Raw genomic sequence first — 13,259 nt, forward strand, 5'->3', positions numbered from 1 at the left:
ACACTATCTGAAAAGATAGTGTGCTTTTTTTTATGATTCATGCATACGTTTTAATAAAGTGGACAAGCATATCATATCGGAAAATTAAGGGACTTCACAAATGATACGTATGCATCCCCCTATGGAGGATAACGATTTTGTGGACCAATCATTAGTGAAGCTGAACGGTGGCTACGGATTAAAATTTTACCTAATGTTGATTCTTGTGGAACTTTACAAAACTTTTACAAACAATTAAAACCGAATTAATAGTTTAGCAGTATTCTTATATCTGTAATCCTGTTATTTCCGGTTACTTCTAGGAGGAAGAACACGTGAAATGGATAAGTGCATCGATTAAAGTTTTCATACTGTCGACATGTTTCCTTTATGTTGGCACGTCTACTGCATTTGCTGTGAATGAAGTGGGAGAAGTGAGAGTTGATGGATCCTCAACGGTTTTTCCTATTATAGAAGCAGTAGCGGAGGAATATACAAAGGTGCATCCCAACGTGAAAATCTCCATCAGTGTTTCTGGAACAGGAGGAGGGTTTAATCGTTTCAGTAAAGGAGAAGTGGATATAAATAATGCTTCGAGAGTAATGAAACAAGTGGAAGAAAATGAAATGAAGAGAAACTCCATTCAGTTTACACCATTTGAAGTTGCTTACGACGGTCTTACGATCGTTGTGAATCGCCAAAATACTTGGGTAGACAATATAACAGTAGACGAGTTACGTCTATTATGGAGTGAAGATGGAAACGAAAAGCGATGGTCACAAATTCATTCTTCATGGCCACGTGAACAGGTGAAGTTTTATGCGCCAGGTGTAGACTCTGGTACGTATGATTATTTTCAAAACGTCATCTTACAAAATAATCGCATTGTAAAAAAAGTCTCTTTGTCTGAAGATGATCAAGTTATTATGCAAGGGGTAATGAATGATAAAAATGCCATTGCTTTTGTAGGATATGCTTATTATATGGCCAATCGAGATAAGGTGAGAGCAATAAAAGTGGATGGTGTACTTCCGACGAAAGATACGATTCAATCAGGTAAATATAAGCCGTTATCTAGGTCGCTATTTGCTTATGTAAATGATGCATCTATCCGAAATAAAATGAATGTAGCAAATTATGTTGAGTTTATGATTCAGCATGTTGGTAATCTTGCTGAAGAGGTAGGATATGTAAAATTACCAAAAGAAAAATACAATGAACAGCTGCGGATGTTAACAGAAATAAAAAGGTAATGTCAGGGTGGAAAGGGGTTTTCATCTTTGGCTCATAATGACAAAAGTCAAATTACATTTTCTGTACAACATTTGATTGAAAGAAATACAAAACAAAGAAAAAAAACGCAGCGAATCAATCGAATCGTTCCATTATTACTAAAAATAATTGCTAGCGTGTCTATTGTGACGACACTTGGAATTATTTTTACGCTGGCAAATGAAACAATGATGTTTTTTCAAAAAATACCATTGCTCTCCTTTTTGACAGAGAAAGAATGGTTACCTTTTTTTGAAGATCCTAAATTCGGTATATTACCACTTATATGTGGAACGGTACTTGTAACAGCAATCGCTATGTTCGTAGCAATTCCTATCGGTTTAGCGTGTGCCGTATTTTTAAGCGAATATGCTTCAAACGGTGCAAGGAAAGTATTAAAGCCGATGTTAGAACTATTAGCAGGTATCCCGACAATTGTATATGGTTTCTTTGCATTAACAGTTGTCACGCCGCTTTTACAACGGATTATACCAGATTTACAGTTTTTTAATGCGATTAGTCCGGGCATTGTTATTGGCTTTATGATGATCCCGACAATTGCATCTCTGTCTGAAGATGCAATGAGAGCTGTAGCGAAAGGGACGAAAGAAGCTTCGTTAGCACTTGGAGCAACTCGGTTTGAGATGGTAAAACAAGTCGTGTTCCCTTCGGCTTTTACAGGGATTATGGCAGCGATTATATTAGCTGCTTCCAGGGCAATTGGTGAAACGATGATCGTTGTAATTGCAGCGGGATCCACGCCGAACGTATCGCTCGATCCGACACACTCTATTCAAACGCTAACAGCTTATATTGTGCAAGTGAGTTTAGGTGATGCTCCGCATGGAACAATTACGTATTACAGCATGTACGCTGTAGGCGCAACGTTATTCTTGTTTACTTTTATCATGAACATCATTTCGCAGTTTATTATGCGCCGCTTTAGGAGGGGGGCATAATATGCGAATGTTGAATCATAAAAAAATAAAAGAAAATATGGCATCACGTTTTTTAAAAGATCGAGTTTACAAAATGTTATTTTATATAGCTATTTTGTTTTCAATAGTAATACTGCTTATTTTGCTTTTTCAAATTTTTGAAAAAGGTATAAGTTATCTTTCGTTAGATTTCTTTACAAATTTTGCTTCGCGTAATCCGAAAGAAGCTGGGATTGCTGCAGCATTGTCAGGAACGATATTATTTATGAGTATTGTTATACCGGTCTCCTTTATATTTGGAGTCGGAACTGCTCTTTATTTAGAGCAATATGCGAAGGAATCTATATTTAAAAAGGTAATAGAAATTAATAATCAAACGTTAGCAGGAGTACCTTCCGTCGTATTTGGATTACTCGGCTTAACTATTTTTGTATATGCTCTTCATTTAGGTGAGAGTATTATTGCGGCGGCACTGACGATGAGTTTACTCGTCTTACCTACAGTTGTAGTAGCAAGCCAAGAAGCAATACGTTCTGTACCAATTTCATTATTAGAAGCTTCTTACGGATTAGGTGCTACGAAGTGGCAAACGATGTATCAAGTTGTATTGCCATATGCTTTCCCGGGAATTATAACGGGTTGTACGTTAGCGATATCAAGAGCGATTGGAGAAGCGGCACCTTTATTAGTTATTGGGGCACTTGCATTTGCAAACTATGTTCCATTTAGTATGTTTGATAGATTTACAGTTTTACCAATTCAAATTTTTAATTGGATGAGTAGACCACAAGAAGAATTTCAGTATGTAGCAGCTGCTGGAATGATTGTTTTGTTAGGTTTGTTGCTCTTTATCAATATATTTGTTCTATGGTTACGAAATCGAAAATAAGTTGGAAATGGATGAAAGGGGAATTCAAATGGTAGCAACAGTAGTAAATGTACAGGTGAAAAACGAGGAGAAAATCGAGACTGCGCCAAAGAAAGTAGTATTTGATACGAAAAACTTAAATTTATGGTACGGAGAAGACCATGCTTTAAAAGATATTAATTTAAGCATTCATGAGAATGAAGTTACAGCAATTATCGGACCAAGTGGTTGTGGTAAATCCACGTACTTAAAAACATTAAATCGTATGGTAGAGTTAGTACCAATCGTGCGAACTACAGGCGTAATTGAATATAGAGAGCGCAATATATTTGATAAATCATACCCAGTTGAAGAATTGCGAACACATGTAGGAATGGTGTTCCAAAAGCCAAATCCATTTCCAAAATCTATTTATGAAAATGTAGCATACGGCCCGAAAATTCATGGTATTAGCGACAAGAAAACATTGGATGAAATTGTTGAAAAAAGTTTACGTGGAGCAGCAATTTGGGATGAGTTAAAAGATCGTTTGCACGATAATGCATACGGTTTATCCGGTGGACAGCAACAGCGTCTATGTATCGCACGTTGTTTAGCGATTGAACCAGACGTTATTTTAATGGATGAGCCAACATCGGCACTAGATCCAATTTCAACATTAAAAGTAGAAGAATTAATTCAAGAATTAAAGAAAGACTTTAGCATCGTTATCGTAACGCATAACATGCAACAGGCAGCACGTATTTCAGACAAAACTGCTTTCTTCTTAAGTGGAGAAGTTGTGGAGTATACAGATACAAATAAATTATTTACGACACCTTCAGATAAGCGTACAGAAGATTATATTACAGGCCGATTCGGTTGATATCGCTAGCAAGGCTAAGAGCAAATACCCTCTTAACAGAGGGTATTTCTTGTTTTATTGAGAAAAGGAATACTTCTCCTATGTAAGGTTGATTACAGAGATAAGAGGCTTTACATAGGAGATTTATATATAATGGCACACAATATTGAGGGGGAAGAGACAATGGTAAGAGAACAATTTCAATGTGATTTAAAAATGTTACAGCAAAAGGTAATTGAGCTTGGTGAATTAGCGAGGGAAGCTCTATTGCTTGCTATGGAAGGTCTTCATAAAAGGGATGTAGAGAAAGCGTTAGAGGTAATAGATGGTGATTATCGTATGGATAATTTAGAAGAGGAAATAAATGATCTTGCGCTTATGCTCATTACGAAGCAGCAACCTGTAGCAAGTGATTTAAGAAGGATTTTCATTTCAATTAAAACAGCGACAGATTTAGAACGTATTGCAGATCATGCTGTTAATATTGCGAAATCAACGATTCGTCTTGGGGAAAAAGAAGCGTCTGTTAGTTTGCACAATCTTGATGAGATGTTTGCAATTGCAAATAAGATGTTACAGTTAGCATTAGATGCATATGAGCAAGAAAATTTAACTTTTGCGAAACAAATTGCCGAAATGGATGATTCAGTTGATGAAATATATGGGAAAGCGATTCGTGAATTTATATCTTCAGTCCCAGAACAACCAGAAGCAATTACGCAAATTACACAATTATCATTTGTAGCGAGATATATTGAGCGTGTAGCAGACCACATTACAAATATTGCTGAAAATGTTTTTTATTTAGTAAAAGGAAAGCATTACTTATTAAATGAATAAAGAAAAAAGCAGGTGAAACATCACCTGCTTTTTTTAGTCAAAACATGACAAAAAAAGCTCGTTGTTTCCTTTAGTTTATGATGATAAGATGTATCATAATATAATGGAAAAAATAGGACATATATGTTGTTCGTTTTGTAAGTAATATTTTACTAAGTTAATAGTAAGCGCTTTCTTTTGTGTTTGAAAGGTACGTGTATATAGGGAGCTATACTGCTTGTCAGCCATCAACGGGAGATGAAAAAATCCCTGCTATTTAAAGTTTCATTTTATACTGCTAGTTAATGTGGGCTAGATAATATACATATCGTATATGAAGTTACTGAACATTATATAAGTGGAGGCTGAAGTATATGAAGGGGGTTATTTTAGCTGGAGGAAAAGGACGACGCCTTAGACCATTAACATGTAATACTCCAAAGCCGATGTTGCCATTATTAGAGAAGCCAGTTTTGGAATACAATATTGAATTATTACGTCAGCATGGTATTCGTGAGATTGCCATTACTGTTCAGTATATGAGTACGGCCATTAAACAATACTTTGGTGACGGTAGCAAATGGGGCGTCAATTTGTACTACTTTGAAGACTCTCCACCGCTTGGTACTGCAGGAAGTATTAAACAAGCGGAAAAATTTTTGGATGAAACGTTTGTTGTCATAAGCGGGGATGCGTTAACTGATTTTCAATTATCAGCAGGCATTGCGTTTCATGAACAAAAGAAAAGAATGGTAACTATGTTTGTAAAGGAAGTAGAAAATCCACTCTCATTCGGTTTAGTTGTAATGAACAAAGAACAAGAGGTTACACGATATATAGAAAAACCGAGTTGGAATGAGGTAGTTTCTAATATTGTGAATACAGGTATATATATTATGGAGCCAGAAATTTTTTCTTACATACCGCCCCGAGAATTTTTTGATTTCAGTCAAGATGTGTTTCCGTTATTGGCAAATAAGAACGCGTTATTTGCATATTTGTCAGAAGGCTATTGGTTAGATATCGGTACATTTGATCAATATCGACAAGCACAATTTGATTTGTTAACGAAAAAATTACAAGTACCTATTCCTTACACGGAAGTATTGCCGATGGTATGGATGGGGGAAGGGGTGACGATTGGAAAAGGCACGAAAATTCACGGTCCCTCTTTTATTGGAGAAGGAGCAAAGATTGGTGCTGGAGCTGTAATTGAACCGTACTCCATTATCGGGAAAAATAGTATTGTTTCAAGCTATTCTCATCTTCAAAAAAGTATTGTTTTTGCAAATGCTCACATTGGGCAGTATTGTGAGTTATTAGAAACGACAATAGGAGAGCATACAATGGTGGAAGATGACGTTACATTGTTTCAAAAAAGCATTGTAGCGGATCATTGTCATATAGGGAAGAGTACGGTAATTAAGCAAAAGGGAAAACTATGGCCATATAAGGCGATTGACTGCTATTCGGTAGTAGGATCGGCTGGTGTTCAAGAAAGTGAAAAGAGTGCAGGATGGTTGCAAAAAAGCCGCATTGTAGGAAGAGGTAATGTTGAAATCACTCCTCAATTTATTGTAAAGGTTGCGATGGCGTACGGCTCTCTTTTTGCTAAGGGAGAAAGTATATTAATCGGGAGTCAAGAACATATAGAAACGACCTCTTATAAAAATCTCTTTCTTCATGCGATTCATGGTATCGGAGTTCATACGATGGAATGCAAAGAAATGAACGAGTCGCTTTTTCGATATAGCATTCAGGATTTACAATGTGCAGGCGGGGTTTTCATTCAAGTAGAAAATGAAAAAGAGGTTGTTATAAAGTTGTATGGCAAGGATGGGGTACAATTAACGTATAAGCAGCAAAAAGCGATAGAACAAGTATATATGTCTGAGTCGTTTTATTACGTATGTGAGAAGGAAATGGGGCGGAATAAGCTAGTCCACGTTTCTTTACATGATTATATTGAGGCTGTATTAGAACGCATTGATATTGAGAAAATACAAAAACAGAAGTTTCACCTTCTTATTAATAAGAGAAATGATATGTTACAACATTTACTTATGCTCTTTTTGCAAAGGCTCGGATGTACAGTTACGTGGATTTATGCGGGCGAACAAAAGGATCATGTGAAAGCTTTGATGAAATCAAGTAAAGCAAATATGGCTCTTATGTTTTCAGAGCAAGGAAATTATTTCGAGTTATATGATAATCATAGTAATATTTACCAAGGAACAGATTTTGAAGAGGTAGATATTCCAGATTTATTACTTGAATCGACAGGAAATATTTACCCAATGTCTTTGAAATTAGGAGAGTGTTACCTCCTATTTTATACGCAGGATGAAAAAAAGTCGTTTCAAGCGAGATGGAAGCGAGATATTTTATATCGAATAGGAAAATTATTTGAGCTAATAGCATTGCAGGGAAAAACGTTTCTCAGCATAGTAGAGCAATCGCCGCCGCTCTATCTACTTTGTGATGAAGTTGTATGCTCATGGAATGAAAAAGGGAAAGTGATGAGGAAATTATTGGCTGATATGGAAAGAAAGGAAGACGGTATATTTGAAGGAGTACAGTTCAAATATACGGAAAAAGAGTGGTCTTATATCGTTTCTGACACAAAACAACCGAAATTTTTAGTGTATTCACATGCTAGAAACCCAGTAATAGCAAGGGAAAACATGAAAAATCTTATAGAAAAAATTAGACAATATCAAAAGGTGTAGAATTTTTATTTTAAAAGTGGTATTATAGTATAGTCTGATTTAAGTTATTAGTACTGGAGGGAAATAAGAATGCGTGTGAATATTACTCTAGCATGTACAGAATGCGGAGATCGTAACTATATCTCAAAGAAAAACAAACGTAACAACGCTGAGCGTATCGAGCTTAAAAAGTATTGCAAGCGTGACAAGAAGTCTACGTTACACCGTGAAACAAAGTAAGCAGTAGGAATATTTTCCTACTGTTTCTTTTTTTATTCGATTCCTCTGTTAAAAGTGATACACTATCATCGTAGAGAAAAGTATCACTGTGAGGGGGAAAATGTGTGAGAGAAGAGAAAGTACGTTTACGTAAACGAATAATAGAGCACATGAATTCTTTATCAGAAGAACGGTATACAACTTTATCAGAGCAAATTGCCTGTTCATTGTATGCGCAAAAAGAGTGGATTGAAGCTAAAACGATCGGAATCACTCTCTCAATGGAAAATGAAGTGAATACATATCCTATTATCGAAAAAGCTTGGGAAGAGGGCAAGAAAGTTGTTGTCCCGAAGTGTAATAAAGGAACACGAACAATCTCCTTTAGGCAAATTAGTAATTTTGATCAATTAGAAACGGTTTATATGAATTTACGTGAACCAATTCCAGCACTTACGGAAGAAGTGAATGCAGATGAAATTGATCTTCAAATCGTACCGGGCGTAGCTTATACAGGGCGAGGAGAACGGATTGGATATGGCGGTGGCTATTATGATCGTTATCTCGTGCATTATAAAGGGAAAACGCTATCATTAGCTTATAGTTTTCAAATGGTAGAATATATTCCAGTAGAGCCGTTTGATAAAAATGTAGAAAAAATTATTACAGAAAAAGGAACAATGGTTAAAAATGGGCTTGTATAGACAAATAAAAATTGACGAGACTTTTTCTTCTTGATTATAATAAAATATGTGAACGTTTTCTTATTATAATTTTTTATAGTAAGTGAGCATAGAGGGTGATGAAATGGTATCTATTTATGATATTCAGCAATTGCTAAAGAAATTTGGTACGATTATTTATACGGGTGATCGAATTGCAGATTTACAATTAATGCAAGATGAATTGCGTGAATTAAATCAATCACAGCTAATCGATCCACAAGACTATCAAACAGCTTTATTTTTATTGAAGCAAGAAATTCAAAAAGAGCTAAATAAGAATTAGATAAAGGTAGGTAAGCAACATGGAAGAGAAATGGTTAGTTGGTGTTGACCTTGGTGGTACAACGATTAAATTAGCATTTATTAATGTGTACGGTGAAATTTTACATAAGTGGGAAATCCCTACGAATACAAATGAGCAAGGAAAACATATTACACTTGATGTAGCGAAAGCTATTGATAAAAAGTTAGAAGAGTTAGGCGAATTAAAAAGTAAGTTAATCGGTATTGGTATGGGAGCTCCTGGTCCTGTACACGTGGCGTCTGGAATGATTTATGAAGCGGTTAACTTAGGATGGAAAAACTATCCGTTAAAAGATTTATTAGAAGTAGAAACAGGATTACCTGTCGTTATTGATAATGATGCAAACTTAGCAGCGCTTGGTGAAATGTGGAAAGGTGCTGGTGAAGGAGCAAAAGATTTAATTTGTATGACTCTTGGTACTGGCGTTGGCGGAGGTGTAATTGCCAATGGTGAGATTGTACACGGCGTAAGCGGTGCTGCTGGTGAAATTGGACACATTACAGTCGTTACAGAGAATGCTTTCCCATGTAATTGCGGGAAGTCTGGTTGCCTAGAAACTGTAGCATCTGCTACAGGTATTGTGCGTGTTGCTATGCAAAAAATACAAGAGACTGATAAAGAAAGTGTTCTACGTTCTATGTTAGCAGAAGAAGGGCGTATTACATCAAAAGACGTATTTGAAGCACATGGACAAGGTGATGAACTAGCAGGCGAAGTAGTAGAAAAAGTAGCTTCTTATTTAGGTTTAGCTGTAGCGAACCTTTCTAGCACGTTGAACCCAGAGAAAATCGTTATTGGCGGAGGCGTTTCTAAAGCTGGAGACGCACTATTAGAACCAATTCAACGTTATTTCGAGCAATATGCTTTCTCACGTGCTGTAAAGAGCACGAAGTTAGCGATTGCAACACTTGGTAACGATGCAGGTGTTATCGGAGGAGCTTGGCTTGTAAAAAAGCACAAATACGAAGCGAAGATGATATAAGTTGTGAAATATGAAAAGAGGAAGGGGAAACCCTTCCTCTTTTTGCGCACAATCTTGATGAAGAATAACATGTAAATGAATTAAGCTGCTGGTGGGTACCCGTTATATAGAACAGTCATAATTGTAAACCATCCGAAAACGAGTACAGTTGCAATTGCAAAGCCGCCTGCGAAAAAGTTCTTTTCACGAAGTGTTCTAAGCGTAGCAAATACAGCTAACAGAGTGACTAATGCAAAAATAATAACAAGGCCCATACAATATCCTCCTCTGTCTACCCATTCCTAAATATGAGTTTTTGGAATATTAACTCTTTTATATTGTACATGTTTTAAAAATGATTGTCGAGATAGCATCCTTTCTTTTCCTAAGAGAAAAAAATGTTGTATCATTGAAAGTAAGTTTAATAATTGGAGGAGATTTTCATATGCAATGGATACAAATGCCGTTAGGCCCATTACAAACGAATGCTTATATTTTAACGAATGATCAAAATGAGTGTATTATCTTTGATCCTGGTCATGAAGGAGAGAAGCTCGTTACATATTTACAAGAAGAACAATTAAAGCCACTGGCTGTTTTATTAACACATGCTCACTTTGATCATATTGGAGCTGTTGATGCGGTAAGAGACGCTTTTCATATTCCTGTGTACGTACATAAAGAAGAAGCAGATTGGTTAGGCGATGCAACTGTAAATGGTTCTCAAATTTTTATGATGAATCGCAGCATTACAGCAAAACCAGCAGATCATATTATTGATGCAGAAGGTACATTAGTAATTGGCTCATTTAATTTTGAAATTTTTGAAACGCCAGGACATTCTCCAGGTAGTATTTCTTATTACTGTAAAGAGGCGGATGCTGTATTTTCTGGAGATGTATTGTTCCAAATGAGCATCGGAAGAACAGATTTACCTGGTGGAAGCTTTGCTGAATTAATTGGAAGTATTGAAGAAAAATTATTTGTATTACCTGATGAAACAGCGGTGCTATGTGGACATGGTCCAGAAACAAGCATTGGTTTTGAAAAAGAAAATAATCCATTTTTACAATAAGGAGTCATGATGGGGATGGAGCTCATTTTAAGAGAATGGATGGGGAAAGAAAAAGATTATTCCATTTCATATAGTACGTATATGAACCTTGTGTTATATACAGAAGGACATGGCTATTATATGAAAGAACGTAAAAAGATTGGAAGACAAGGGGATTTTTTTACAAGTAGCAATGTATCCTCTGTTTTTGCAAAAACTGTTGCTAAGTTTTTTATTCGTCTTGTTGAAAATGGTGAAGTTGCTCCGAATATTTGTGAGATTGGTGGGGGAACAGGAAGGTTTGCCTATGATGTTTTACAAGAGTGGAAGCAATTATCTCCAGAAACCTTTATGGATTTAAACTATTCAATGATTGAAATGAGCCCTTTTCATAGAAAATTACAGCAGAAAAATCTTTATTCGTTTTCTAATGTGTCATATTATACGTCGCATAGTGAAATGGGAGAATCGTTCGAAGGGATTCTTTTTTCGAATGAGTTATTTGATGCATTTCCTGTTGAAGTAATTGAGAAGAGAAATGGAATATTGTATGAAGTACGTGTTACGTACACAGAGGAAGGGAAACTTGCAGAAGTATGTAGGCCGTTACATAAAAGAATTGGTCGATACTTATTGAAATATAATATTCATCTTGCTGAAGGCCAGCGTTTTGAAGTGCCGATTGCGATGGAAGAATATATAAAAGAAATGGCGAAATGGTTTCAAAAGGGAATATGTATTACAGTTGATTATGGGTATACAAAAGAAGAATGGATGCATCCTGCACATCAGGAAGGAAGTTTACGAGGATATTACGAGCATAAGTTAATCCGTAATCCTTTAGTGCATCCAGGTGAAATGGATCTTACTACTCATATTCATTGGGATGAACTGAAAGAGATGTTTAGCCTGCAAGGTATGCATACAGTATGGCATAAGAAGCAATCTGAGTTTTTGTTAGCGGCAGGAATATTAGAGCAGCTTACGAATCATCAAGATAGGAACCCTTTTTCTGAAACTCAAAGACAAAATCGAGCAGTTCGTTCTATGATTTTGAGCGGAGGATTAGGGAGTGCATTTGATGTTGTTATACATACGAAACATATACAACATTTACAATTGAATCGGTATTTGAAAATATAAAAAAACAAGACACAGCATATTTCTGTGTCTTGTTTTTTAATACGACTTATGTAGCATCATATATTTCCTCTCATGATATATATTTATATTAAAGATATGAGATTAAAAATATAGAATACGTCCTTTTTCTCTGTTTATGAGTCCCTAACCCAATAATACGCGAACGAGTTGAATAATTGTCTCGTTTTCTACTTTGTAATAAATTTCCAATCCTTTTCTTTCACTTGAAACGATTTTAGCACTTTTTAATTTTGCTAAATGCTGTGAAATTGTAGATTGTGGCATGTTTAAGCCAGTGTACATTGTAGAAACGTTGCTTGGACCACGTTCAATTAATCCCTTTACGATACATAAGCGAACAGGATGAGCAAGTACTTTCAATAGTTCTGCATTGCTTTCATATAGTTCTATTTCTTTTTGAAAGGTTTCTAACATGTTCTTTTCCACCTCCGTGTGAGCTGTTATACCATACTATACATACCAAAAAATTAAAGAAAAGAAAACAGTTGTTGCAGAAAAAAAGTCCTAAAGTAAAGAAATTGTAAGAAAAGAGACCCTGATGTAAATAAAGTAGATGATTTAGCACGGTTTTGTAAAATGACAATTTTGGGTGAAAATTTAGATGCGTTTTAAAAATTGAAAGATATAGATATATTTGTAACACAATCTTACCATGATTTTCTTATTCTTTCAAATGAATATACAAAATTTTTAAAATAATATGACAAAGGAATTATAATGATATATATAGAATATAAAACAGGTTAAAAGAAAAGAAACTGTTTGCGTTTAGCTGATAAATTTAAGAATGATTAAGCTGTTGGTTATTTATTCTAGAGTTCATCGTTTATTAGCTTTAAAAATCTGTGGTTCCATATATTCTCATAAAAATCAATTGTCTCTTTTGCGGACATAAAGGGATTATGTAATGTAGAGGTAGCCTTCTGCACCATGAAGTTTTCGTACCCTAGTCCATGTGAAAATTTAATTGTAGCATCCATACAGTACTCTGTTTGGGCACCACAAAATTCAATACGATGTACAGATAATTGTTCTAAAATCTCTTTTAAGTTTGTTTTATAAAATGAATTGGCATGTGTTTTTCTTACAAAAAAATCTTGTTCCTGAACATCTAGATCAGTATGAATAGCCCAAAGATCTTTCTCAGGTACTAAATCATCATCACAATGTTGAACGAAAAGAATCGGTTTATTTGATTTTCTGTATGAAGAAATTCTTTTATTTACTTTTGTAAGTAGATTTTGTAAATCGAATAAATGCTCCCCGCTATAACATACTCCATTTTGTAAGTCGATAACGATTAAAACATCTGCACAAGTATCCATTATTTTTGCCCCTTTTTTTACTTTTTAATATATCAATTAATTCATTACTTGGAAATAGATGGTGCTCTCTCGTTTTTTA

The 13,259-nt window shown here is 35.3% G+C and carries 15 protein-coding genes; 12 read left to right on the plus strand and 3 right to left on the minus strand.

Annotation, left to right across the window (positions count from 1 at the left end; genetic code table 11):
* The first annotated feature begins 314 nt into the window (after positions 1 to 314).
* The 10 genes from phoX to glcK all read left to right on the plus strand — a co-directional run bounded on the left by phoX (position 315) and on the right by glcK (position 9,658).
* Entirely contained in the window at positions 315 to 1,232 is a 918-nt protein-coding gene (gene phoX / locus VF726_RS09225; protein ID WP_440167553.1) for a phosphate ABC transporter substrate-binding protein PhoX, read from the plus strand.
* 27 nt (positions 1,233 to 1,259) lie between these two features.
* Positions 1,260 to 2,210, plus strand: coding sequence for a phosphate ABC transporter permease subunit PstC (pstC, locus tag VF726_RS09230; protein ID WP_440167555.1), 951 nt, complete (start codon positions 1,260 to 1,262; stop codon positions 2,208 to 2,210).
* A 1-nt stretch (position 2,211) separates the two neighbouring features.
* Positions 2,212 to 3,078 carry a phosphate ABC transporter permease PstA gene (gene pstA / locus VF726_RS09235; RefSeq protein WP_440167557.1) on the plus strand — a complete coding sequence of 289 codons (867 nt, stop codon included), beginning with the start codon at positions 2,212 to 2,214 and terminating at the stop codon, positions 3,076 to 3,078.
* A 28-nt stretch (positions 3,079 to 3,106) separates the two neighbouring features.
* Positions 3,107 to 3,922, plus strand: a complete 816-nt coding sequence (gene pstB / locus VF726_RS09240) for a phosphate ABC transporter ATP-binding protein (RefSeq protein ID WP_000226683.1) — start codon at positions 3,107 to 3,109, stop codon at positions 3,920 to 3,922.
* 162 nt (positions 3,923 to 4,084) lie between these two features.
* Positions 4,085 to 4,741, plus strand: coding sequence for a phosphate signaling complex protein PhoU (phoU, locus tag VF726_RS09245; RefSeq protein ID WP_440167560.1), 657 nt, complete (start codon positions 4,085 to 4,087; stop codon positions 4,739 to 4,741).
* A gap of 353 nt (positions 4,742 to 5,094) precedes the next feature.
* Complete coding sequence (locus tag VF726_RS09250) at positions 5,095 to 7,449, plus strand: sugar phosphate nucleotidyltransferase (RefSeq protein WP_440167562.1); 2,355 nt, start codon at positions 5,095 to 5,097, stop codon at positions 7,447 to 7,449.
* Between the two features lie 69 nt (positions 7,450 to 7,518).
* Positions 7,519 to 7,668, plus strand: coding sequence for a 50S ribosomal protein L33 (gene rpmG / locus VF726_RS09255; protein WP_001265616.1), 150 nt, complete (start codon positions 7,519 to 7,521; stop codon positions 7,666 to 7,668).
* A gap of 104 nt (positions 7,669 to 7,772) precedes the next feature.
* Positions 7,773 to 8,351: a 5-formyltetrahydrofolate cyclo-ligase gene (locus tag VF726_RS09260; RefSeq protein WP_440167565.1), complete on the plus strand. Its 579-nt coding sequence runs from the start codon at positions 7,773 to 7,775 to the stop codon at positions 8,349 to 8,351.
* A gap of 103 nt (positions 8,352 to 8,454) precedes the next feature.
* A complete protein-coding gene (locus tag VF726_RS09265; protein WP_000253699.1) occupies positions 8,455 to 8,655 on the plus strand; it encodes a YqgQ family protein in 201 nt (66 codons plus the stop codon).
* Positions 8,656 to 8,674: 19 nt separating this feature from the next.
* Positions 8,675 to 9,658, plus strand: coding sequence for a glucokinase (gene glcK / locus VF726_RS09270; protein ID WP_048531179.1), 984 nt, complete (start codon positions 8,675 to 8,677; stop codon positions 9,656 to 9,658).
* Positions 9,659 to 9,738: 80 nt separating this feature from the next.
* On the opposite strand, the gene VF726_RS09275 is transcribed toward glcK, so the two are convergent.
* Entirely contained in the window at positions 9,739 to 9,912 is a 174-nt protein-coding gene (locus VF726_RS09275; RefSeq protein ID WP_000524846.1) for a DUF2759 domain-containing protein, read from the minus strand.
* A 170-nt stretch (positions 9,913 to 10,082) separates the two neighbouring features.
* On the opposite strand from VF726_RS09275, the gene VF726_RS09280 reads away from it, so the two are divergent.
* The gene (locus tag VF726_RS09280; RefSeq protein WP_440167569.1) at positions 10,083 to 10,712 is read left to right on the plus strand and encodes an MBL fold metallo-hydrolase; all 630 of its coding nucleotides are present in this window, start codon (positions 10,083 to 10,085) and stop codon (positions 10,710 to 10,712) included.
* A 9-nt stretch (positions 10,713 to 10,721) separates the two neighbouring features.
* Complete coding sequence (locus VF726_RS09285) at positions 10,722 to 11,834, plus strand: class I SAM-dependent methyltransferase (protein ID WP_440167572.1); 1,113 nt, start codon at positions 10,722 to 10,724, stop codon at positions 11,832 to 11,834.
* 144 nt (positions 11,835 to 11,978) lie between these two features.
* On the opposite strand, the gene VF726_RS09290 is transcribed toward VF726_RS09285, so the two are convergent.
* Positions 11,979 to 12,269, minus strand: a complete 291-nt coding sequence (locus VF726_RS09290; RefSeq protein ID WP_000894375.1) for an ArsR/SmtB family transcription factor — start codon at positions 12,267 to 12,269, stop codon at positions 11,979 to 11,981.
* Positions 12,270 to 12,667: 398 nt separating this feature from the next.
* The gene (locus VF726_RS09295) at positions 12,668 to 13,180 is read right to left on the minus strand and encodes a cysteine hydrolase family protein (protein ID WP_440167574.1); all 513 of its coding nucleotides are present in this window, start codon (positions 13,178 to 13,180) and stop codon (positions 12,668 to 12,670) included.
* Between the last annotated feature and the right edge of the window lie 79 nt (positions 13,181 to 13,259).

It is taken from the genome of Bacillus sp. Brlt_9, from assembly GCF_051948935.1.
In the GTDB taxonomy this organism is placed as follows: domain Bacteria; phylum Bacillota; class Bacilli; order Bacillales; family Bacillaceae_G; genus Bacillus_A.